This is a genomic window from Pseudomonas fluorescens, from assembly GCF_902497855.1.
Lineage (GTDB): Bacteria > Pseudomonadota > Gammaproteobacteria > Pseudomonadales > Pseudomonadaceae > Aquipseudomonas > Aquipseudomonas fluorescens_BI.
Window position 1 is genome coordinate 253,792 of sequence record NZ_CABVHU010000011.1, and the last position, 22,906, is coordinate 276,697.

Annotated in this window: 21 protein-coding genes and 1 pseudogene; 15 read left to right on the top strand and 7 right to left on the bottom strand. The window is 60.9% G+C overall.

Annotated elements, in window-relative coordinates; genetic code table 11:
• The first annotated feature begins 166 nt into the window (after nt 1–166).
• Nucleotides 167–2,818: a sensor histidine kinase gene (locus F8N96_RS22300; RefSeq protein WP_150799648.1), complete on the top strand. Its 2,652-nt coding sequence runs from the start codon at nt 167–169 to the stop codon at nt 2,816–2,818.
• 36 nt (nt 2,819–2,854) lie between these two features.
• Nucleotides 2,855–3,553 (top strand): response regulator, encoded by a 699-nt coding sequence (locus F8N96_RS22305; protein WP_150799649.1) that lies wholly within the window; start codon nt 2,855–2,857, stop codon nt 3,551–3,553.
• Nucleotides 3,554–3,599: 46 nt separating this feature from the next.
• Here F8N96_RS22305 and F8N96_RS22310 read toward each other — a convergent pair whose 3' ends face one another.
• Nucleotides 3,600–4,646 carry a patatin-like phospholipase family protein gene (locus F8N96_RS22310; RefSeq protein ID WP_150799650.1) on the bottom strand — a complete coding sequence of 349 codons (1,047 nt, stop codon included), beginning with the start codon at nt 4,644–4,646 and terminating at the stop codon, nt 3,600–3,602.
• A 222-nt stretch (nt 4,647–4,868) separates the two neighbouring features.
• On the opposite strand from F8N96_RS22310, the gene F8N96_RS22315 reads away from it, so the two are divergent.
• The 3 genes from F8N96_RS22315 (at nt 4,869) to F8N96_RS22325 (ending at nt 7,042) form a co-directional block, all read left to right on the top strand.
• Nucleotides 4,869–5,147 carry a hypothetical protein gene (locus F8N96_RS22315; protein ID WP_064678948.1) on the top strand — a complete coding sequence of 93 codons (279 nt, stop codon included), beginning with the start codon at nt 4,869–4,871 and terminating at the stop codon, nt 5,145–5,147.
• Between the two features lie 44 nt (nt 5,148–5,191).
• On the top strand, nt 5,192–5,959 hold the full coding sequence (locus tag F8N96_RS22320) for a CHAD domain-containing protein (protein ID WP_150799651.1): 768 nt from the start codon (nt 5,192–5,194) through the stop codon (nt 5,957–5,959).
• 285 nt (nt 5,960–6,244) lie between these two features.
• A complete protein-coding gene (locus F8N96_RS22325; RefSeq protein WP_150799652.1) occupies nt 6,245–7,042 on the top strand; it encodes an acyl-CoA thioesterase in 798 nt (265 codons plus the stop codon).
• 1 nt (nt 7,043) lies between these two features.
• Here F8N96_RS22325 and F8N96_RS22330 read toward each other — a convergent pair whose 3' ends face one another.
• The 3 genes and pseudogenes from F8N96_RS22330 to F8N96_RS35890 form a co-directional block, all read right to left on the bottom strand.
• Nucleotides 7,044–7,409 carry an Mpo1-like protein gene (locus F8N96_RS22330; RefSeq protein ID WP_150764370.1) on the bottom strand — a complete coding sequence of 122 codons (366 nt, stop codon included), beginning with the start codon at nt 7,407–7,409 and terminating at the stop codon, nt 7,044–7,046.
• Nucleotides 7,410–7,806: 397 nt separating this feature from the next.
• The gene (locus F8N96_RS35885; RefSeq protein ID WP_412071821.1) at nt 7,807–8,691 is read right to left on the bottom strand and encodes a methyl-accepting chemotaxis protein; all 885 of its coding nucleotides are present in this window, start codon (nt 8,689–8,691) and stop codon (nt 7,807–7,809) included.
• 33 nt (nt 8,692–8,724) lie between these two features.
• Nucleotides 8,725–9,288 (bottom strand): annotated as a pseudogene (locus F8N96_RS35890) (methyl-accepting chemotaxis protein); the annotation flags it as partial.
• A gap of 179 nt (nt 9,289–9,467) precedes the next feature.
• Between F8N96_RS35890 and F8N96_RS22340 the strand changes: the two are divergent.
• The 7 genes from F8N96_RS22340 to F8N96_RS22370 all read left to right on the top strand — a co-directional run bounded on the left by F8N96_RS22340 (nt 9,468) and on the right by F8N96_RS22370 (nt 14,820).
• On the top strand, nt 9,468–9,998 hold the full coding sequence (locus tag F8N96_RS22340) for a hypothetical protein (protein ID WP_150799654.1): 531 nt from the start codon (nt 9,468–9,470) through the stop codon (nt 9,996–9,998).
• Nucleotides 9,999–10,081: 83 nt separating this feature from the next.
• On the top strand, nt 10,082–10,273 hold the full coding sequence (locus tag F8N96_RS22345) for a PLDc N-terminal domain-containing protein (protein WP_064678942.1): 192 nt from the start codon (nt 10,082–10,084) through the stop codon (nt 10,271–10,273).
• 227 nt (nt 10,274–10,500) lie between these two features.
• On the top strand, nt 10,501–10,734 hold the full coding sequence (locus tag F8N96_RS22350) for a hypothetical protein (RefSeq protein WP_150799655.1): 234 nt from the start codon (nt 10,501–10,503) through the stop codon (nt 10,732–10,734).
• A 219-nt stretch (nt 10,735–10,953) separates the two neighbouring features.
• Nucleotides 10,954–11,295, top strand: a complete 342-nt coding sequence (locus F8N96_RS22355) for a ribonuclease E inhibitor RraB (protein ID WP_064678940.1) — start codon at nt 10,954–10,956, stop codon at nt 11,293–11,295.
• Between the two features lie 346 nt (nt 11,296–11,641).
• Nucleotides 11,642–13,051, top strand: a complete 1,410-nt coding sequence (locus F8N96_RS22360) for a circularly permuted type 2 ATP-grasp protein (protein WP_150799656.1) — start codon at nt 11,642–11,644, stop codon at nt 13,049–13,051.
• A gap of 12 nt (nt 13,052–13,063) precedes the next feature.
• Nucleotides 13,064–14,014: an alpha-E domain-containing protein gene (locus tag F8N96_RS22365; RefSeq protein WP_128873371.1), complete on the top strand. Its 951-nt coding sequence runs from the start codon at nt 13,064–13,066 to the stop codon at nt 14,012–14,014.
• Entirely contained in the window at nt 14,011–14,820 is an 810-nt protein-coding gene (locus tag F8N96_RS22370) for a transglutaminase family protein (protein WP_150799657.1), read from the top strand. Before F8N96_RS22365 ends, F8N96_RS22370 begins: the two co-directional genes overlap by 4 nt.
• Before the next feature lie 116 nt (nt 14,821–14,936).
• On the opposite strand, the gene F8N96_RS22375 is transcribed toward F8N96_RS22370, so the two are convergent.
• Nucleotides 14,937–15,758: a c-type cytochrome gene (locus tag F8N96_RS22375; RefSeq protein WP_150799658.1), complete on the bottom strand. Its 822-nt coding sequence runs from the start codon at nt 15,756–15,758 to the stop codon at nt 14,937–14,939.
• 594 nt (nt 15,759–16,352) lie between these two features.
• Here F8N96_RS22375 and F8N96_RS22380 point away from each other — a divergent pair.
• The 3 genes from F8N96_RS22380 (at nt 16,353) to F8N96_RS22390 (ending at nt 20,544) form a co-directional block, all read left to right on the top strand.
• Nucleotides 16,353–17,558 carry an acetyl-CoA C-acetyltransferase gene (locus F8N96_RS22380; RefSeq protein WP_150799659.1) on the top strand — a complete coding sequence of 402 codons (1,206 nt, stop codon included), beginning with the start codon at nt 16,353–16,355 and terminating at the stop codon, nt 17,556–17,558.
• A 25-nt stretch (nt 17,559–17,583) separates the two neighbouring features.
• Nucleotides 17,584–19,728, top strand: a complete 2,145-nt coding sequence (locus F8N96_RS22385) for a 3-hydroxyacyl-CoA dehydrogenase NAD-binding domain-containing protein (RefSeq protein WP_150799660.1) — start codon at nt 17,584–17,586, stop codon at nt 19,726–19,728.
• Nucleotides 19,729–19,821: 93 nt separating this feature from the next.
• Nucleotides 19,822–20,544: an amidotransferase gene (locus F8N96_RS22390; RefSeq protein ID WP_150799661.1), complete on the top strand. Its 723-nt coding sequence runs from the start codon at nt 19,822–19,824 to the stop codon at nt 20,542–20,544.
• A gap of 97 nt (nt 20,545–20,641) precedes the next feature.
• Here F8N96_RS22390 and F8N96_RS22395 read toward each other — a convergent pair whose 3' ends face one another.
• Nucleotides 20,642–21,613: a magnesium and cobalt transport protein CorA gene (locus F8N96_RS22395; RefSeq protein WP_150799662.1), complete on the bottom strand. Its 972-nt coding sequence runs from the start codon at nt 21,611–21,613 to the stop codon at nt 20,642–20,644.
• A gap of 146 nt (nt 21,614–21,759) precedes the next feature.
• On the bottom strand, nt 21,760–22,482 hold the full coding sequence (locus F8N96_RS22400; RefSeq protein ID WP_150799663.1) for a lysophospholipid acyltransferase family protein: 723 nt from the start codon (nt 22,480–22,482) through the stop codon (nt 21,760–21,762).
• Between the last annotated feature and the right edge of the window lie 424 nt (nt 22,483–22,906).

The window sequence follows — 22,906 nt, forward strand, 5'->3', positions numbered from 1 at the left end:
CGGTGGCGCATTCGCGAGCAAGTCGGATCGCCGCACCGCCGCTCCCACAGGAATCAACAGTGGTCACAAATTTTGTATCCACCATTGTCCCCTGTGGGAGCGGGCTTGCCCGCGAAGAGGGCGTCACAGACACCAAATCACTACCTGAAAAAAGAGATCCGAAAGCATGAGCAACTCCGGCCGCGCCGACGCGCTGTTAGCAGACCTGCCCCGGGATGGCCGTGGCCGGCTCAAGGTTTTTCTCGGCGCCGCGCCTGGCGTCGGCAAGACCTACGCCATGTTGCAAGCGGCCCATACCCAACTGCGCCAGGGTGTGAAAGTCATCGCCGGGGTGGTCGAAACCCATGGCCGCGCCGAAACCGAAGCACTGCTCGGCAGCTTGCCGCAGCAGCCACTGGTGCGTTCGGAGTATCGCGGGGTGATGCTCGAAGAAATGGACCTCGACGGGCTGCTGGCGGCCCGGCCGAAACTGGCGCTGGTGGATGAACTGGCCCATAGCAACGCCCCCGGCAGTCGCCACGCCAAGCGCTGGCAAGACATCCAGGAGCTGCTCGCCGCCGGCATCGACGTGTTCACCACGGTCAACGTCCAACACCTGGAAAGCCTTAACGATCAGGTGCGCGGCATCACCGGCGTGCAGGTTCGGGAAACCTTGCCGGACTGGGTGTTGCAAGAGGCCTACGAATTGCTCCTGGTCGATCTGCCGCCGCGCGAGCTGCTCGAGCGCCTGCGCGAGGGCAAGGTCTACGTGCCGGAGCAGGCGCGGGCGGCCATTGATGCGTTCTTTACCCAGACCAATCTCACCGCCCTGCGCGAACTGGCGATGCAGACCGCTGCCGCCCAGGTCGATAACGATCTGGCCCAGGGCTATCGCCAGCTCGGCCAGGCAGCACCGGCGGTGCGCGGTCGTTTGCTGGTGGGCGTCGACGGCGATGCCCAGGCCGAACGGCTGGTGCGTCACGCCAGCCGCGTCGCCCAGCGGCGGCATCTGCCGTGGAGCCTGGTGCATGTGGACAACGGCAGCGTGCGCGACGAGCAATCGCGCCTGCGCCTGCAAAGCGCCCAGCAACTGGCCGAACGTCTCGGCGGTGAAGTGGTGTTGCTGCGCGCCGGCGAGGTGGCGAAAACCCTGATCCAGCACGCCGCCGAACGACGTGCCAGCCTGGTGCTGGTGGGCCAGTCCCGGCAGCGTTGGCATCGGCGCCTGTTCGGCGGTGGTCTGGCGTCACGCTTGCTGCGCAATGCCCGCGGCCTGGAAATCAACGTCCTCGACAGCGAGCAACAAGCGCATCAGCCGCGCCAGCGTTCGGCGCAGTCGCTGGTCTGGTTCGACTACGCCCTGGCGCTCGTGGCGACGGTGCTCGCCAGTGCGCTGGCCTGGGCAGTGGCGAGTGTTCTGCCGCTGCCGAATATCTCGCTGGTGTTCCTTGCCGCCGTGTTGCTGGTGGCGGTGCGCAGCAGCCTCGGCCCGGCGCTGGCCTGTGCGGCGCTATCGTTTCTGACCTATGACTTTCTGTTCATTCCGCCGAATTTCTCACTGAGCATCCAGCGCGAAGAAGACGTCCTGACCTTGCTGTTCTTCCTGCTGATGGCGGCGCTCACCGGCAATCTCGCGGCCCGGCAGCGCCGGCAATTGCGGGCGTTGCGCGACACCCAGGAAGAGACCACGGAACTGCTCGACCTGTCGCGCAAGCTGACTGCCGCCACCGATCGCCAGGCCGTGGTCAACGCGGCGGCCCAGCACCTCAACGGCTGGACCGATCTGAAGGTGTGCCTGCTCAATCGCGACGGGAACAGTGGCTGGACAGTCGAAACCGGTGGCCCGCTTGAGTTTTCCGAAGCTGAACGCGCCGCTGCCGATTGGGCCTGGCAACACGACCAACCGGCTGGTGCAGGCACCGGCACCTTACCGTTCGGCCGTTGGTGGTGGTGGCCGCTGTCGGTGGAGGATGGACCGCTGGCGCTGCTCGGGGTATGTGCCAGGGAAGGTCAGGCCTTGGGCGGCCAGCGTCGGCGTTTGTTGACCGCGTTGAGCCAGCCGCTGGCCCAGGCGCTGGCCCGTGCGCAACTGGCCGAGGACCTGGAAGCGGCGCGGCTGCACGGCGAAACCGAACAATTGCGCAGTGCCTTGCTGGCGTCGGTGTCCCATGATTTGCGCACGCCGTTGACCTCCATGCGCGGTAGCATCGACAGCCTGCTGGCCCTCGGGGAAGCCATCCCGCTGGAGGATCGCCGAGAGCTGCTCGAGGGCACTCGCGATGAGGCTGAACGTCTCGATCGCTACATCCAGAACCTGCTGGACATGACGCGCCTCGGGCACGGCGCCCTGAAGCTGGCACGGGACTGGGTATCGCCGGCCGACATCGTCGGCAGTGCGCTCAATCGCCTGCGGGCGGTGCTGGCACCCTTGCAGGTCTGCACCGAAGTGCCTGTGCAGTTGCCATTGCTGTTCGTCCACGCCGCGCTGATCGAGCAGGCGCTGGTCAACGTGCTGGAGAACGCTGCACGCTTTTCACCGGCTCAGGGGCGCCTGCAATTGCGCGTCGGCGCCGACGACAGCGAACTGTTTTTTTCGGTGAGCGATGAAGGGCCCGGGATCCCGGAAGAGGAACGGGCGAAAATTTTCGACATGTTCTACACCGCTGCGCGGGGCGATCGTGGCGGACAGGGCACAGGGCTGGGGCTGGCGATCTGTCAGGGCATGGTCGGTGCCCATGGCGGGCGGATCAGCGTCGCCGACGGCATCGAAGGGCGCGGCACCTGTATCACCCTGCACTTGCCGGTGCAGGAACAACCGGGCTTTGAAAGTGAAGCCTGATACCCTTTGCTTCTCACCTTGCCGCGATCGCACACCATGAGCCAGACCGCGACCATTCTGGTCATCGACGACGAACCGCAGATTCGCAAATTCCTGCGCATCAGCCTCGCTTCCCAGGGCTACAAAGTGCTGGAAGCCGGCACCGGTAGCGAAGGCCTGGCGCAGGCCGCGCTGAACAAACCGGATTTGCTGGTGCTCGACCTCGGTTTGCCGGACATGGACGGTCAGCACGTGCTGCGCGAGTTTCGCCAATGGTCGGCGGTGCCGGTGCTGGTGCTGTCGGTGCGTGCCGGCGAAGGGCAGAAAGTCGAGGCCCTCGATGGCGGTGCCAACGACTATGTGACCAAGCCGTTCGGCATCCAGGAATTTCTGGCGCGGGTGCGCGCCTTGTTGCGTCAGGCGCCGGCCGGTGAAGCGCAGCAGGCGGCACTGACATTCGGCCCGTTGACCGTGGACCTGGCGTATCGCCGGGTGCTGCTCGATGGCCTCGAAGTGGCGTTGACCCGCAAGGAATACGCGGTGCTGGCGCAACTGGCGCGGCATCCGGGGCGGGTCATCACCCAGCAGCAATTGCTCAAGGATATCTGGGGGCCGACCCATGTCGAAGACAGTCACTATTTGCGGATTGTGGTGGGGCATCTGCGGCAGAAGCTGGCGGATGATCCGACCCGGCCGCGGTTTATCGTGACCGAGGCGGGGGTGGGGTATCGGCTTTTGAGTGAGGATAACCTGTAGGAGCGAGGCTTGCCCGCGAAGAGGCCTTTAGATCCACCCGAGAACTTCAGGAATCACGCTTCTGCTCATTCTCATACCGATCCAGCGTATCCCGCGCAATCTCCCGCCCCAGCGCGATCAGCTCCGGCGCCTTGTAGAACTCGAAAAACCGGCATACCCGCTTCGGTACGTTGATCAGGATATCCGGCGGATAACCGGCAATCTTGTACTGCGCCAACGAGGTCTGCATCACCTCGAAACTCTGGTTGATCAAGTCCAGCAACGACGCCGGGCCCACATTGTCGATGATGAACGAACCGGTGGCGGACTTCGGCGCGCCGTCGCGTTCAGGCGCGGCCGCCGGTTGCTGCGCTTCGGGCTCGGCGGATTCGATCCAGGGGTTGATGTCAGCCCCTTCGGCCAGCAACGCTTCCTTTTCCAGCAACAGCAATTGTTCCGCCTGTTTGCGGCGAAATGGCAGTTTCGATCCGAGCGAATTGATCAGGCTGTCGAATCGGGTCTTGAACGCGGCCGGGCGCTGGATCACCGGCAGTTGATAGTGGCGCTGGTTGGTGGAGTTGAGGTTGACCGCAATGATCAGGTCGCAATGGCTCGACACCACCGGCACGATCGGCAAAGGGTTGAGGATGCCGCCGTCCACCAGCATGCGATTGCCTTGCATCACCGGGGTGAACAGGCTGGGGATCGCCGCCGAGGCGCGCATGGCCTGGTGCAGGCAGCCTTCCTGGAACCAGATTTCCTGCTGGTTGGTCAGGTCGGTGGCCACCGCGGTGTACGGAATGCGCAGGTCTTCGATATTGATTTCGCCGACGATCTTGCGGATTTGCCCAAAGACCTTCTCCCCGCGAATCGCACCCAGACGAAAACTCACGTCGACCAGGCGCAACACATCCAGGTAATCGAGGCTCTCGATCCAGTCGCGATAATCGTCGAGTTTGCCGGCGGCGTAGATCCCGCCGACCACGGCGCCCATCGAGCAACCGGCAATGCAGGCGATGTCATAGCCACGCCGCTCGATCTCTTCAATGACCCCGATATGGGCATAACCCCGTGCTCCACCCGAGCCCAGTACCAGTGCGACACGCTTTTTCATGAATCGCCCTCGTCTGACAAGGTTCAACAATGCACCTATCGAGGGTCGCGCTTCAATCGCCAAGGTCGCTCGGTGGGGCAATCGCGTCGTTTTTTCGACACTCCATGGCGGCAGATGGGTATTCTTCCCAGCGCTGTCGTTTCCGTGACGGGGTCAAGGCACTTTTCCCGTGCCATACCGTCTTACCTGCACGACTGTTTACCTATCTTTGAGGTGTGAGTGATGAAAGCCTGGATCTGTGTGCCCCTGATTGCGCTGGCACTCGCCGGATGCGCCGGCAAAACCGCCTATCGCGACAGCTGTGCCAGCGGAATCGATGCCGCGTGGCGCGAACTGGACCTGGCCAAGGCTGAAGGGTTTGCCGGGACCGTCAGTTATTCCAAGGCGCTGTCGCTGTTGACCGGCGCCAAGACACAGCAGCAATTCGAAGCGTTCGAAGGCTGCTCGAAGAAGGCCGAGAAGGCACGTTTCTATATTCGTGAGTCGCGCGCCGGCCGTTGAGGCATGATGCGCCACTGGGGAAATTCGATTCCGGGAGCTAAATGATGTCTGCCTTGGTTGATCGGTTGGTGGCTCGGGTCCTGGGCCTGGAAGTTCGTTTGCTGGCCTGCCAGGCGCGCCTGAGTGCCCGCACCGACCCTGAAGCGTTGCATGACCTGCGCACCACGGTTCGCCGTTTGCGCAGTCTGCTGCGGCCATTGCGCGGCTTGCCCGGCGTCGAACAGCTGGAAGCGGCGGCGTCTGCGGTGGGTGATTTGTCCACGCCATTGCGCGATCGCGAAGTGTTGGCGGCGTATTTGCTCGAGCACGGTCAACCCGAGGCGGCGCACCGGCGCATGGCGCAAATGGCCGAAGCCTATCCGGCAGTGGCGGCCAGTCCCGAGCTGGGGCAATTGCTGATGATTCTCGACGCTTTCCCGCGGTTTTTGCGGGCTTCCCAGCGCCAAGGCTTGCTCAAGGGCTTGCGCACACGCATTGAAAAGCGCCTGGCCAAACAATGGAAAAAACTGGATAAGGCGCTGCATGACCCGGCCCATGATCGCCACCGTCTGCGCCTGCTGATCAAGCGCGTGCGTTACGGCATCGAAGCGTATCCCGAGCTGGACCGTTTACCGAAGGCGGCCATGCCCAGGTTGAAGGCCGCCCAGGGTGCCTTGGGCGATTGGCACGATTGCTGGCAATGGCTGGCCAGGGCCGAAGAGGACGCGGATTTGCAGCCTTGTGTGGCCGGTTGGAAAACCGATCTGGCCAAGGCCGAAGAACGCGCCGATCTTGTTCTCGACAAACTCGACGCCGCCTGTTTCAAATCCTGAAAACCCCGCGGAGTAAAAGGGCCTTGCCACAATAGGTGCGGGAAATACGGACCCCCTGTAGGAGCTGGCTTGCCAGCGAAGGCGGTCTGTCAGTTGATATTGATGTTGCTTGGCACACCGCTTTCGCTGGCAAGCCAGCTCCTACATTAGTTTTGTGTTGGGCATGAAGTCGGTGTTCAAACCGAGCGCGGCTTATCTGTCAGTCAATTTGGCCAGAATAAGCCCTGTGCCGTCCTCGCCGGCTGGTTAAGATCCCTGCATCCTTTTCCCGTTCTTGAGGTTTCCATGCGCTTTTCCGATCTGCTCGACACCGTCCGCAGCCAGCCGCGCGAGCTGTCTATCCCGGCCGAATGGGCTCAAGGCCGGGCCAGTTTTGGTGGCCTGGTGGCCGCTTTGCAATACGAAGCCATGCGCGCCAAGGTGCCGGCGGATCGTCCGGTGCGTTCCTTGGCGATCACCTTTGTCGGGCCGGTCGAGCCGGAAGTGCCGGTCAGCTTTGAAGTCGATGTGTTGCGAGAAGGCAAGGCCGTCAGCCAGGTATTGGGCCGGGCAATGCAAAAGGGCCAGGTCGTGACCTTGATCCAGGGCAGTTTCGGTGCCTCGCGTCCGTCCGAAGTGGCTGTGACCGCCGACCCGGCACCGCAGATGAAACACTGGGACGATTGCCAGGAATTGCCCTATATCAAAGGTGTGACACCAGAGTTCATGCGTCATCTGGCGATGCGCTGGAGTGTCGGCGGGCTGCCGTTTACCGGTAATAAATCCCGCGAGATGGGCGGCTGGGTGCGTTTGCGTGGGGATGTGAAGGAAGAGGCGGTCAGTGAGTCGCATATTCTGGCACTGGTCGACGCCTGGCCGCCGGCGCTGCTACCGCACCTGAGCAAACCGGCGATGGGCAGTACGCTGACCTGGACCATCGAATTCGTTCAGCCGTTGCTTGAACTGAGCACGCTGGACTGGTGCAAATACCTGGTTGAAATCGAACATGCCGCTGACGGCTACGGTCATGCCGCCGCGAAGCTATGGAATGCAGACGGGCAGTTGATCGCCATGAGCCGACAGACCGTGACGATTTTTGCCTGAATCAATGACGACGGTGGCGCTCACGCCAGGCGCGCCACCAGCCGCCGCTCAGGAAGAACCGGGGAAAGGTCAGGAATTGCTCGACCAGCAAGCGTGATACCGCATCCTTGCGATCACTGAACGGCTCGGAGGCTTGCGCCTCCAGGCTGTGACCATGGCGTTGCAGGACCAACGCAGCCAACAGGCCGATAATGCCGATGGCGAAATTGCCCAGGTTCAGGCTGAACACCCCGCAAATCAGCAGCAGGACACCGACGATGAACAGCGGCACGGCAATCAGGTGCAACACCAGGTTGGTCGGGTGCTGATGATTGTTCGGGTACGCTCGCCATTGCCAGGCGGGTAGGTTGGGGTGACGTTTGCCCATGATGCCGATCCTCGATCCATGCGTGACTCATGATTGAAGAATAGGCCCGGCGCCTGCGGGGGGCGAATCAAAGGTGGCTATCGAAGTGATAGGGATCATGGTCAATATTGATGTTGGCCGGGCTGACGCCATCGTCGGATCGCCGCCCGGGGCAAGCCCGCTCCCACAGGTCTGTGTCTTGCCCACATTTTTTGGCCATTGAAGATCACTGTGGGAGCTGGCTTGCCAGCGATGGTCGTTAACGATTACGCGTGCATATAGGTTGAACGCGTCGCCCTCAGGTTTTTCGCTGGCAAGCCAGCTCCTACACGGGACTGGCGTGTGCCTGGATCCTGCGATCGGCACGGCAGCCTATGGGAGCGGGCTTGCTCCGGGCGGCGATCTGACGATGAGGCCCTCAGAGCTTGAGCTGCCCTATAGCCCTGTTCAATTCCCCCGCCAATGCCGCCAGTTCATTACTGGTAGTCGCCGACCCCACCGTCTGCTGCACCGTGTTCTCGGTTACATCGCGAATGCTCACCACCGCCCGATTCATCTCCTCCGCCACCTTACTCTGCTGCTCGGCCGCCACCGCGATCTGCGTGTTGCTTTCGCGCATCTGCGCCACCGCGCTGGTGATTTCGGCCAAGGCTGCACCGGCCTCTTGTGCCTGGCGCACGCAATCATCGGCCTTGAACGAGCTTTCCTGCATGAAATCCACCGCATCCCGCGTCCCGGCCTGCAACGCCGTCACCATGAGCGTGATTTCGTCGGTGGAGGTCTGCACGCGCTTGGCCAGGTTACGCACTTCATCGGCGACCACCGCAAAGCCACGTCCCATTTCACCGGCCCGGGCCGCTTCGATCGCGGCATTCAGCGCCAGCAGATTGGTTTGCTCGGCGATGCTATGGATAACACCGACCACGCCGTTGATCTTCTGACTGTCCTCGGCCAGGCGCTGAATCATCTCGGCCGTCTGCTGCACCCCGGTGGACAACCCGCTGATCGACTGCTGTACCCGGCTGACCACTGCCTGGCCGCTGCCGGCGAGGGTATCGGCGGTTTGCGAGAGGTCGCGGGTGGCGCCGGCGTGCTGGGCGATGTGGTAGACGGTGGCAGTCATTTCGTTGATCGCGGTGGCGGCCTGGTCGGTTTCGCTTTGCTGGCCCAGCATGCCGAGGCGCACCTCGTTCATGCTCGACGCCAGTCGCGCCGCGCCGACATCCAGTTGCCGGGCGGTGCTGGCGACGGTGCCGACCACCCGTTGGTAACCCGCCTGCATCGCGTTGAACGCGTTGGCCATCTGCCCGACTTCGTCTTTGCAGGCCAGCGGGACACGGGCTGACAGATCGCCGGTTTTCTCGACGTGGAGCATCACGTCCTTCAAGGTGTTGAGCTGACTGAGCAGGAAGCGGATCAACAGTTGCGAAGCCCCGAGCATCGCCACCATCAGGATGAACACCGCCGCCGCATAGTGGGCGAAACGTTCGCCGAACACCTGGGACAGGCTCGGCCCATAGGCCATTACCGCGACCTGCTGACCATCGGCCCGCCTGAATGCCTCGGCGCCCATTAACGGGTTGTCGCCGAACAGGGGCATGGCATTGATCTCGACCCAGCCGTTGGCATCGGCCAGTTCCAGTACCGGTTGGCCATTAATCAGCGGCGCCTGTCCGGGATTGAAGGTCAGCAGGTTTTCGGCCTGCGGTAACGGTTGTCCGGCAGGCCACGCTGTGAGCAGTCGTGCCTGGGCCTGGGCGGAATCCCGGGCATCCTGGCTGCGCGACTGTTGTTCAAGCTGTACGGCGTACAACACCAACAACAAGGTGGTCACGAAAGCGACGGCGTTGACCGCCCAGAATTTGTACTTCAACGAGATATTGCTAAGCCAGGCACCCATGGAGGTCTTCTCTGATAGCGGAAACAGTTTCGGCAAGGTGCCAGCATTGTGCCGCTACCAATTCTGCCGGACCTTGATATGGGTCAACATCCCCCGACAGTGCTCCCGTTCAGCCACGGCGGGGCGGAATGCGCTATCCTTCGCGCCTTCAAAATTCCCTCGCTACAGGATTCCGCCCCATGAAAGCCGCACTCGTCGAACTCATCAGCAAAATCAGCTCCGGGTGCATGAGCGATGACGAAATCCTGAAAATCGCTGACGAAGCGGCCCAGGCCTACGCCGATCCAGCGGCTTTCCTGGCGGCCAACCCGGATATCAACTACGACGACAGCTTCCCGATTCCCCTGGGCGAGTGGGTGGTCGTCGGCAGCCTGCCGGAGACCGTGCTGTTCCAGGCCGACACCTATATGGATCTGTTCGCCCGGATCGTTGCATCGTTCGGCCCCGGCGTTGATTTCAATATCAAGCCCAAGCAATTGGCCAAGACCGAAGCCCTGACCGCGCTCAATCGCATTCAGGTGCAGATGAGCAGCATGAACAAGGAAAACGGCGGCTACGTGCTGATGAACTTCAGCCAGTTGCTCGACGACGAGCTGCAAGTGGTGCTGGTCTACGGCAATGACGTGCCGCGGGTGCTCGAGTTGTGTGCCGAGGTCGGCATCGCTGCCGCCCCTTCGCTGGAAGCCCTGAAAGTGGCGATCCACGTCTGACGCCCACCCTGGGCTGAATAAAACGGAACCCTCGCAGGGGAGAGCTATCCTAAGAGTGCACACCATTCTTAGGGAGCGACACCATGGGTTCCACGTTCAATGGTCTGGTTGGCCTGATCATTCTTGCCCTGGACATCTGGGCAATCATCAACGTGCTCAAAAGTGGCACCGACACCGGGATGAAAATCGTCTGGGTGCTGTTGATCCTGCTGCTGCCGGTCCTGGGTCTGATTATCTGGGCCATCGCCGGACCGCGGGGTAATGTGCGGGTCTGATTGCGTTCCGAAAACGACACCGACCCTTGTAGGAGCTGGCTTGCCAGCGAAGGCGGCCTGATAGTCACCTACGATGTGACTGACACACCGACTTCGCCGGCAAGCCGGCTCCTACAGGGTAATTCGTCAGCATCAGGCTGACGCGCTGTAAACCCGTTGAACGAACAGGCAAGGCAAAAGTCCAGATACATGTAAGCCCATTTGCGGGTTTGTTCGAGGAGGCACTGATGCAAAAGTGGAAAATCACTTTCGTGGATGATCACGGTGAAACGGTCGACGAAGTCTTCGAGTGCGACGAATGCCCGGACAACGAGCACGCCGCCAAACTGATCAAGGCCCGTCTCCTTCCTGTCGCTGCCGAACTGGATCTTAATGATCTGGAAGGGCGAACCGCAGATGCGAGCGTCAAAAGTCTCAAGAACCAGTACAGCATACAAATCCTCGGCATTACTCCCGTCTGAAATACTTCCTGACACATTCGTGAAACAACCAGACCTTGGCAGCGCCTCTCTCTTGGGGCTACTCTGCAAGCGAGATCAGCGAACGGATCGCTAAGGTCTGGTCTTGTCAGCTACATGCTTGCTTCCCACCGGCAATAGTGTTGCCGCATCACGCGCACCATTCGATTGCGTGTGCCGGGAATACGGAAAGTCTATCCATCAATGTGAGGGGGACGTTTCATGAGCACAGCCTATCAAGAAGACATCAGCAGCAGCGTGCTGCGCCGCATGAAAGAAGGCGGTTTCGACTTTTCACGGTTCCATCCCATCGAGTTCTACGCCATTTTTCCCGACGAGGAGCGGGCGCGCAGGGCGGCAGGGCATTATTGTGGTGAATCCTTGAATGCCCAGATCAGCGTGCGCGATGACGGCGCGTGGTATCTGGAATTGAGTAAAGTGATGTACGCCACCTACGACGGTATCGGCGACTTCGAGCAGGACTTCGAGGCAGTGGTGGAGCCCCTGGGCGGGATCATCGAAGGGTGGGGCGTCAAGCAGGAGGTACGAGGGCGACTCGCATAACATTATGAACAGCGACAATATCCACTAACGGCTGACCTTCGGGTTGGCCGTTTTCGTTTTCGGGTTTGTGAAAAGCAAGAGCAAAAGAGCGCAGCCTCGTTGCACTCGACAGCTCCTACAGGCAACGAGGCTGCGATCTTTTGATCTTGTTCGTGATTTGACTATGCTGCTGAAGGACAAGGACATTGCTTCGCAATGAAGCGGGGGCGATCAGCTTGGGGCATTTACCGCACAGGATTGGTGCGGTGGTTGCGGCTTCATTATCCAACTGATTGATATCTAAGCGTTTATGCCGATGGCACGGGCCTTGCGAAGGCCTGGAGGTCCGGGTGACAAGGAGTACGGCATGATCCGCACCTATTTTGATGAAATGTACGATGCCGGCGGCCAGGTCCGCCCGCATTACCGGGAGTTTGCCCGTTGGCTGGCCGAAACGCCTGATGAGCTGTTGGCCCAACGGCGACGCGAGGCCGATCTGCTGTTTCATCGCGCCGGGATTACCTTCACGCTCTACGGTGACGAGCAAGGGACAGAGCGCCTGATTCCCTTCGACACCATTCCCCGCAGCATTCCCGCCAGTGAATGGCGAGTCGTCGAACGGGGCTGTATCCAGCGGGTCAAGGCGCTGAACATGTTTCTCGCCGACCTCTATCACGAACAGCGCATCATCAAGGCCGGCATCATCCCGGCCGAGCAAGTGCTGGCCAACGAGCAATACCAGCTGGCGATGCAAGGGCTGGACCTGCACCGGGATATCTATTCGCACATTTCCGGTGTCGATCTGGTGCGCGATGGCGACGGCACGTACTACGTGCTCGAGGACAACCTTCGTACACCGAGCGGCGTGAGCTACATGCTCGAAGACCGCAAGATGATGATGCGCCTGTTCCCCGAATTGTTCGCGGCGCAACGCATTGCACCGATCGATCACTATCCGAACCTGTTGCTCGATACCCTGAAAAGCTCAAGCCCGATCGATAACCCCAGCGTGGTGGTGCTGACGCCGGGCCGCTTCAACAGTGCGTTTTTCGAACATGCCTTTCTCGCTCGGGAAATGGGCGTGGAACTGGTGGAAGGCGCGGACCTGTTCGTGCGTGACGACAAGGTGTTCATGCGCACCACGGACGGGCCGAAAGCCGTCGACGTGATCTACCGGCGCCTCGACGATGCGTTCCTCGACCCGCTGGCATTCAATCCGGACTCGATGCTTGGCGTTCCGGGGCTGTTGTCCTCCTACCGTTCCGGCAACGTGGTACTGGCGAATGCCATCGGCACCGGGGTGGCGGACGACAAGTCGGTGTACCCCTTCGTCACGGACATGATCCGCTTCTACCTCGACGAAGAGCCGATCCTGAAGAATGTGCCGACGTGGCAGTGTCGTAATCCCTCGGAACTGTCCCACGTACTGGCCAATCTTCCAGAGCTGGTGGTCAAGGAAACCCAGGGCTCCGGCGGCTACGGAATGCTGGTGGGGCCGGCGGCGACGACGGCGGAAATCGACGCTTTCCGCGCGCGGATCAAAGCCAAGCCCCACGCATACATCGCGCAACCGACCTTGTCGTTGTCGACCTGTCCGACCTTTGTCGAAAACGGCATCGCTCCACGCCATATCGACCTGCGTCCGTTTGTATTGTCTGGCCGCGAAACCCGGGTCGTACCCGGCGGCTTGACCCGTGTCGCCCTGCGAGAAGGCTCCCTGGTGGTGAATTCCTCCCAGGGCGGCGGAACCAAGGACACCTGGGTGGTCGAGGATTGAAGGAAGCCTGCCATGTTAAGTAGAACTGCCTCGGATTTGTATTGGATGTCGCGTTACCTGGAGCGGGCGGAAAACCTCGCACGGATGCTCGATATCAGTTATTCGCTGTCGCTGATGCCACAGGATGGTCGCGGTGACGGTTTGCACGAACTCGCCATGCCGTTGCTGATTACCGGCACCCTGGACGATTACCTGGAGCGCCATGGTGACCTGCATGCCGAGCGGCTGCTGCATTTCTTCGCCCTGGACGCCGCCAACCCGGCAAGCATCTACAGTTGCCTCGGTGCCGCGCGGGCCAGTGCCCATGCGGTACGGGGGCGAATCACCGCCGACATGTGGGAAAACATCAACGCCACCTGGCTGGAAATTCGCGGGATCGCCGACCAGGGCTTGAGTCGCTACGGCATGAGTCGTTTCTGCGAGTGGATCAAGGAACGTTCCCACCTGTTCCGCGGCGCGTCCTACGGCACCATCATGCGTAACGACGCATTCCGCTTCATTCGCCTGGGCACCTTTATCGAAAGGGCGGACAACACCTTGCGCCTGCTCGATGCACGCTACGAAATGGCCGGCGACCAGGCCGAAGCGGTCAGCGACGGCACGGCCCACGCCTATTACCAGTGGAGTGCCTTGTTGAGGGCCTTGTCCTCGTTCGAGGCCTACACCGAAATCTACCGCGACGCGCCCGGTGCCCGGCATGTCGCCGAGCTGTTGCTACTGCGTGCCGACGTCCCGCGTTCGTTGCGGGCCTGTACCGAAGAGATCGACCAGATCCTCGCCCAGCTGCCGGGGGCCAACGGCCGACCGGCACAACGCCTGGCGGCGGAAATGGACGCGCGCCTGCGCTACACCGGCATCAGCGAAATTCTCGACGAAGGCCTGCACACCTGGCTGACCGAGTTCATCCCGCTGGTGCGCCAGTTGGGCAACGCCATTCACAGTTCTTACCTGGAGGCTGCATGAGACTTTCCATTAGCCACGAGACCACCTATCGCTACGAAGACCAGGTGCGGGCGAGCATCCAGTACCTGCGACTGACCCCCCACGACAGCGAACGCCAACACGTGCTCAGCTGGCAGCTCGACCTGCCGCGTCCAGTGCGCGCACAACTCGACCCGTTCGGCAACATCCTGCATGTGCTGACCATGGACGAGCCCCACGAGGCCATCATCATCGGTGCCCGGGGCCAGGTGGACATCGATGAGCTGCGCGAAGCCGAGCATGAGAGCCAGTCGGCGCTGCCGTTCCTGCGTTTCACCCGGTTGACCGAAGCCGACGAAGCCCTGCGCGCGTTTGCCCGCAAGCACTGCAAGCAACGTCGGGATCGTACGGCGCTGATCGACTTGATGCACGGCTTGAACCAGCACATGACCTACACGCCGGGCTCCACCGCAGTGGACACCAGCGCCGCCCAGGCCTTCGCCGGACGTTCGGGCGTATGCCAGGACCACACCCATGCATTCCTCGCCTGCGCCCGCAGCCTGGGGATTGCGTCGCGTTATGTGTCGGGCTATCTGTACAGCGAGGACTGCGAGCACCTGGCCAGCCACGCGTGGGCTGAAGCCTGGCTCGATGACGCCTGGTACAGCTTCGACGTGACCAACGAACTGGCGCGGCCGGAGCGGCATTTGAAATTGGCGGTAGGGCTGGATTATCTGGATGCCTGCCCGGTGCGCGGCATGCGTCGGGGTGGGGGGAGTGAGCAGATGCATGCGAAGGTGTTTGTTTCGCCGACACCGATGCCGATTATCTCAGTCCAACAACAATAATCTGATCACAGCATAGCCCTGTAGGAGCCAGGCTTGCCGGCGAAGGCGGCCTCAAGCCTTGCACCGCCCATGAAGACGCCTTCGCCGGCAAGCCTGGCTTCCTACAGGGGTATGTGTCAGGGCTTCACTTTGCGCCCGGCCATATGCTTCAAATACCCCACCAACATCTCCAGGTCCCCGTCCGGCAACACAGCCGCCGTAAACCCGGGCATCTTCGCCTGCGGCCACTGCCGCAAACTCTGCGGGTCACGAATGTAACGCGTGAGGAAGTCCGCCCCGAAGTACTCGGTCGGGTTGAACGGAATATTCAAATCCGGCCCGAACTGCGCATCCCCGGCCCCATTGAGCCGATGACAGGCCAGGCAGTTCTTCTGAAACAGTGCAAAGCCCTTGTTCACCGGGTCATCCACCGCCAGGGCAGGGTCGGGCAGCAGGGCAGGGAAGCGCTGAGCCACCGGCGCCATGCGCTTGATGCTCGCCACTTCAAATGGCCATTGCTCAGGACTGATATTGCCCGCTTGCGGCTCGGTCCAGACCAGATAGAACGGCCCGGCGCTGTGCTTGCCCTCGGACAATGCCGGCCAGGGGTTGGCCGGGTCTTCAATCGCCAGCCACGCCCGCGCGCCCTTGGCATTGAGCAGCGGCGCCGCCGACAACTCTGCCGCAAACCCGTCCAGCGCCACGGCTTGCAAGTGATCTTCAGGCTGGATACCCGTCAACAATGCCGCCAACGGAACAGCGCGATAGCTCATGTCCCGTTTGTAGGAAACGTCATTGGTGATGGTGATGGTCTGAACCTGAGGATGCGTGAGCAATTCCCCGGTCTGCCAGTTGCGACTGTTCGCGCCCAGCTCCAGGTTCAGCTGTGCGGCAAGGAGGGGGGTGCTCAGCAGCAAGGCCCCGAACAGAACAAGCGTTTTCAAGTGATCGCCTTCCATGTCGTGCAAGTGCCACAAAGATTGGCACACCCACGCTGGCCCGGGTAGCGAGCCAGTCACATTTTTAATGAGGCGATATGAAAATAAAAAACCGACGCCGTATTCTTAAAGAGTAATTAGCCGATCACCTTGGTCAGGTTCGGCAAAATCAACAATAGTGTGGTGGCAAATAGAATGAGCCCGGCTTGACGTACTTTCGATTGCTTGAACATGGCTGACCGCCTTTTTGTTGTTATTTCCTGATGCCTGCCTGCATAGCTCCACGACGGCAAGGCGTTGCACTTCCTGTAGGACGAGCGCCTCGGCAAAACCCGACGACAACTTCGTACAACTTCACATTAGAGCCCGCGTCACGCTTGGTTTAGATCCATTTCATATGGTGTGGTGACTATTTGCTGTTAAAAAGATATGAGGCCTATTGCCAGCTTCTTGGGCGCCCGTTTGCTAGACAGCTTGGTGTCCTGAATCGGTTAATAGATGGCGAACTACCGTCCGTCTGAGCGTGAACGTCAACGCGACTGAGCGTTGCGGTCATTGAATCGGTTACGGCTCGGCATAAGGTGAGTACCACTCACCTACAGGTTCGAGAACATCATGACCCAGGCTTTGATTTTTGACGCGTTACGCACGCCCCGCGGCAAGGGCAAATCCGATGGCGCCCTGCACAGCGTCAAACCGGTGAACCTGGTGGCCGGGCTGCTCACGGCATTGCAACAGCGCACCTCGCTCGACACCCGCCAGGTCGATGATGTGGTGCTCGGCTGCGTAACGCCGATCGGCGATCAAGGCTGCGACATCGCCAAAATCGCGACGCAGGTGGCCGATTGGGATGTCAGCGTGGCAGGTGTGCAGATCAACCGCTTCTGCGCCTCAGGGCTGGAAGCCGTGAACCTCGGTGCGATGAAAGTCCGTTCCGGTTTCGAAGAGCTGGTCGTGGTCGGCGGCGTCGAATCGATGTCGCGTGTGCCAATGGGCAGCGACGGCGGTGCGTGGGCCTTGGACCCGGAAACCAACCTGCAGAGTCATTTCACCCCTCAAGGCGTGGGCGCCGACCTGATCGCCACGATCGAAGGCTTCAGTCGTCAGGACGTCGATGCCTATGCGCTGCACTCCCAGCAGAAGGCCGCACGGGCGCGGGCGGACGGTTCGTTCAGCAAGTCACTGGTGCCGGTGCAGGATCAGAACGGCATCATCCTGCTCGATCACGATGAATTCATCCGCGCCGAATCGACCCTGGAAGCCTTGGGCAAGCTCAAGCCGAGCTTCGAGACGATCGGGCAAATGGGCTTCGACGCCACCGCATTGCGGGTCTACAGCCACGTGGAACGAATCAACCACGTCCATACGCCGGGCAACAGTTCCGGGATCGTCGATGGCGCGGCCTTGATGCTGATCGGTTCCGAAGCCAAAGGCCGGGCGTTGGGCCTGCAACCACGGGCACGGATAGTGGCCGCGGCGGTCACCGGCACCGATCCGACCATCATGCTCACCGGTCCTGCGCCGGCCACGCGCAAGGCCTTGGCCAAGGCCGGGTTGCGGGTCCAGGACATCGACCTGTTCGAAGTCAACGAAGCCTTCGCCTCCGTGGTGCTCAAATTCATCAAGGACATGGCCATCGACCCGGACAAGGTCAATGTCAATGGCGGCTCCATCGCCATGGGCCACCCGCTCGGAGCCACCGGGTGCGCGATCCTCGGCACGCTGCTCGATGAACTGGAAACCCGCCGCCTGCGTTATGGCCTGGCGACCCTGTGTGTCGGCGGCGGCATGGGCATTGCCACCATCATCGAACGCCTCTGAGCCCCGACTTCAAGGAACTACTGCAATGAGTGAAGCCATTCGTTACGAAAAGGGGCAGGACCAGATCGTCGTCCTGACCATGGACATGCCGGGCCAGAGCGCCAATACCATGAACGCGGTCTACCGTGACGCCATGGCCGCCTGCGTCGCCCGACTGATCGCCGACAAGGACGCCATTGCCGGCGTCATCATTACCTCGGCCAAGAAAACCTTCTTCGCCGGCGGCGACCTCAATGAGCTGATCAAGGTCGGCAAGCCCGAAGCCCAGGCTTTCTACACCATGGTGCTGAACCTCAAGGGGCAACTGCGCACCCTGGAAACCCTCGGCAAACCGGTGGTTGCCGCGATCAATGGCGCGGCGCTGGGCGGTGGTTGGGAAATCTGCCTGGCCTGCCATCATCGCGTGGCGCTGGACCATCCATCCGTGCAACTCGGCCTGCCCGAAGTGACCCTCGGCCTGCTGCCCGGCGGCGGGGGAGTGACGCGCATGGTGCGCATGCTGGGCATCGAGCAAGCCCTGCCGTACCTGCTTGAAGGCAAGAAAATCCGGCCGCAACAGGCGTTGCAGGCGGGTTTGATCGATGAGTTGGCGCAAGATCGCGACGAGTTGCTGAGCAAGGCGCGCGCCTGGATTCTGGCCAACCCGGCAGCGGTTCAGCGCTGGGACGTGAAGGGGTATCAGATCCCCGGAGGCACACCTTCGAACCCGAAAGTCGCGCAAATGCTGGCCATCGCGCCATCGATCCTGCGCAGCAAGACCCAGGGCTGTCTGCCTGCGCCGGAGAAGATCCTCTGCGCCGCGGTTGAAGGCGCCCAGGTGGATTTCGACACCGCGCACCTGATCGAAAGCCGATACTTCACCGAACTGACCACCGGCCAGGTAGCGAAGAATCTGATCGGCACCTTCTGGTTTCAACTCAACGAAATCAATGCCGGCGGTTCGCGGCCCCAGGGGTTTTCGCCCTATGTGACACAAAAAGTCGGTGTGCTCGGCGCCGGGATGATGGGCGCCGGCATCGCTTTCGTCAGCGCATCGGCCGGCATCGAAGTGGTGCTCAAGGACATCAGCCTCGCCGCCGCGCAGAAGGGCAAGGCGCATTCGGCGGCGCTGCTGGACAAGAAAGTCGCGCGCGGTCAGATGAGTACAAAACAACGCGATGACATTCTGGCGCGAATCCATGCCACGCAAAGCGATGCGGACCTGACCGGGTGCGACCTGATCATCGAGGCGGTGTTTGAAGACCGGGAATTGAAGGCCAAGGTCTCACTGGCGGCGCAAAAAATCGTCGGTGCCGACGCGGTGATCGCCTCCAACACGTCAACCCTGCCGATCAGCGGGCTGGCCACGGCAGTGCCGGACCAGAGCAAGTTCATCGGCCTGCATTTCTTCAGCCCCGTAGAAAAAATGCCCCTGGTGGAAATCATCAAGGGCGCCAACACCAGCGACGAAACCTTGGCGCGTGGGTTCGATTTCGTCCTGCAAATCAAGAAGACCCCAATTGTGGTCAACGACAGTCGCGGGTTCTTCACGTCACGGGTGTTCGGCACGTTCACCAATGAAGGCATTGCCATGCTGGGCGAAGGCATCAGCGCGCCGATGATCGAGACAGAAGCCCGCAAGGCCGGCATGCCTGTCGGACCTCTGGCAATCTCCGACGACGTTTCCCTCAGCCTCATGAGCCATATCCGCCAGCAAACCGCCAAAGACCTGCAGGCGGAGGGGAAACCGCTGATCGAGCACCCGGCGTTCGCCGTGATTGACTTGCTGCTCAACGAGTACAAGCGTCCGGGCAAGGCCGCTGGAGGTGGTTTTTACGAGTATCCGGCCAATGGCCAGAAGCATTTGTGGCCGCAACTGAAAACCCGCTTTGAAAAGGCTGAAGGGCAGATTTCGCCAAAGGACGTGCGCGACCGGCTGTTGTTCGTGCAAGCCATCGAAACCGTGCGCTGCCTGGAAGAGGGTGTGCTGACCTCGACGGCGGATGCCAACGTTGGCTCGATCTTCGGGATCGGCTTCGCGGCCTGGACCGGCGGCGCACTGCAGTTCATCAACCAGTACGGCCTGAAGGATTTCGTCGCCCGCGCCCAGTACCTGGCCGGGCAATATGGCGAGCGATTCAATCCACCTGTGTTATTGCTGGAGAAAGCCGCAAAAGGGCTGACGTTCTAAGGGACCGATGACGCATTCCGGACTTGCCTCGCCACCCTGTTTCGAGGCACGCTCTGGGTGTGCATTATTCCCATCATGTGTCAGGTATTTTTTATGTCGTTACGCATCTGCATTCTGGAAACCGACATCCTGCGTCCAGAACTGGTCGATCAGTATCAGGGTTACGGGCAGATGTTCCAGCGTCTGTTTTCGCAGCAACCCATCGAGGCCGAGTTCACCGTCTATAACGTGATGCAAGGCGAATATCCCGGCGATGAGCTGACCTTCGACGCTTACCTGGTCACGGGCAGCAAGGCCGATTCCTTCGGTACCGACCCCTGGATCGAAACCCTCAGGGCTTACCTGCTCAAGCGCTATGAGCGCGGCGACAAGCTGCTGGGCGTGTGCTTCGGCCATCAATTGCTGGCGTTGCTGCTGGGCGGCAAGAGCGAGCGCGCGACCCAGGGCTGGGGCGTCGGCACGCATAACTACAAGCTCGCTGCCAAGGCGCCCTGGATGAGCCCGGTGAGGGAGGAACTGACGTTGTTGATCAGTCACCAGGACCAGGTTACGGCGCTACCGGAAAATGCCACGGTTATTGCCTCGAGCGACTTCTGTCCGTTCGCCGCGTACCACATCAACGACCAGGTGCTGTGCTTCCAGGGGCATCCGGAGTTCATTCACGATTACTCGCGGGCGTTGCTGGATATCCGTCAGGAAGCGCTGGGCGAGCAGATTTACAGTAAAGGCATGGCGAGCCTGGAGCATGAGCACCACGGCGCTACGGTTGCGGAGTGGATGATGCGGTTTGTGGCGCACAAGCCAGAAGCTGTTTGAAGCTGAAAGCTTCGCTGGCAAGCCAGCTCCTACAGGGGACCGCGTTCCATTGTAGGAGCTGGCTTGCCGGCGAATGTTACAGACGCCTCGGTCTCGGCTACAACCACCCTGATTTTTTGAAACTCGCCCACAAACTCACACACCCCACCGCAATAAACCCCAATACCCCGAAATACCCGTAGTGCCAGGTCAACTCCGGCATGTTCTGGAAGTTCATCCCGTAGATGCCAGCCACCGCCGTCGGGAAAGCCAGGATCGCCGCCCACGCCGCAAACTTGCGCTGCACCACGCTCTGGCGTGACGCCTCCAGCAACACCCCGACCTCGATCGTCTGACTGGCAATGTCCGCCAGGGTCGTCAGGTCTTCCATCTGCCGTGTCACGTGGATCTGCACATCGCGAAAATAGGGGCGCATGTTCTTGTCGATGAACGGGAAACTCAACTTCTGCAGTTCCTCGCCGATTTCCACCATCGGTGCCGCGTAACGCCGCAGGCGCAGGACATCACGGCGCAGACTGTGGAGTTTTTGAATGTCGCGCTCGTTCAGGGAGCCGCACATGACGTTGCGTTCCAGCTCGTCGATCTCGGCATGGATCGCTTCGCCCATGGGCTGGTAGTTTTCGATCACGAAGTCGAGGATGGCATAGAGCACGAAGTCTTCGCCGTGCTCCAGCAGCAGCGGACGCGCCTCGCAGCGCTGGCGGACATAGGCGTAGGACGCGGAGTGTCCATTGCGGGCGGTAATGATGTAGCCGTTGCCGGCAAAGATGTGAGTCTCGATGAACTCCAGTTTGCCTTCATGGCGGATCGGCGAATAAGTGACGATAAACAGTGCGTCGCCGAAAGTTTCGAGTTTCGGCCGACTGTGTTTTTCAAGCGCGTCTTCGATGGCCAGTTCATGCAGGTTGAACTGGCGCTGCAGATTGAACAGCTCCTGGGCGTTCGGCTCTTCGAGTCCGATCCACACAAAGTGGCCCGGCTTTGCCGCCCAGGCCGCGCCTTCGTCGAGGGTGATATTGGTGACTTTCTTACCGGCGCTGTAAACCGCAGCAGCAACAACTCTACCCATGATGGTGGTTCACTTCTTATAAGCAGATGGCAGTGGCAGGCAATGTTCAGCTTAGCCTTGTCTGCTGCTTGAGAGTCAGCAAAGTCTGCAGAGTTCGTAGGCAAAAGCTCGCGGGCAAAAGAAAACCCGCACCAGGCGGGTTTCATTCAAGCGGCCTGCAGCTGCCGGTCCATCGAGGCGATGCACTCGCGCATCTGCTCGCGGCACTGCTCAATCAGCAGCGGCATGTCATCCAGGCTCAATCCCGCCGTAGGAATCGCCGGCAGCGAGCGGATCAGAATTTTCCCGCTGCGCCAGCGGTTCAAGCGCATGTGTTTGACGTAAGTGCTGACACACACCGGCACGATCGGCACGCCCGCAGCAATCGCCATCTGGAACGCGCCTTTCTTGAACGGCAGCAATTCTTCGCCGAGGTTGCGCGTGCCTTCCGGGAACACCCAGATCGAGGTGTCTTCATTTTGCAGGGTATGGGTGGTGGTCAGCATCGACTGCCGCGCCTTCTGCGCATTGCCACGATCAATCAACACATTGCCCGCCAGCCAGAACAGCTGGCCGAACAGCGGCACCCACTTCAAGCTTTTTTTGCCAATGCACACGGTGCGGCGCGGCACGACATTGCCGAACACGAACAGGTCGTAGTTGGACTGGTGGTTGGCAATGATCACGCAGCTGTCGGGTTTATCCATCAGCGGCCCGACCTCGGCCTTCACCCGCAAACGCAAGATACACATCGCCGGCCACGCATATAGGCGCGCGCACAAACGGCTGTTATCCGGGTTGAACGGGCGACACAGGCCCAGCAGTACGCCAAGCACCCCGGCCAGAATAAAGTGCAGCCCCATCAATAACATACGAAACACAAACAGCATTACAGGCCCCACCGGGACAAAAGGTGGCGCAGTGTACGGATGTGCACTGTTTTCGGCAATTGCCGCTAAAGAGTCAGGAGATGGCCGATGTTTGAGTGCATGTTTCTGGCTTGTCGGTCAGGTGCGGTTTAGGGCTGCTAACAGGCTTTTAAACAGGAGCGAGATGATCGATGTGGATTGTGTGTATATCCGTTTCTGCGGTAACGGCCGCTTTTGGTTCCGCCCTTACGGCGGGTCACTTGGAAAAGCGCCAAGTAACCAAGCGCTCTTGCCACTTTCGTTCGGTGCCTCGCCCAGGCTCGGCATGCCCTCGCTCCGGTCCTGCTCCGTGGGCCCGCCGCCATCGGCCATCCATGGCCGGGGGCGGCTAACCCGGCATCCATGCCGGGTTGCCCACTGCGCAGAACCTCCACTCGGCCTCTCG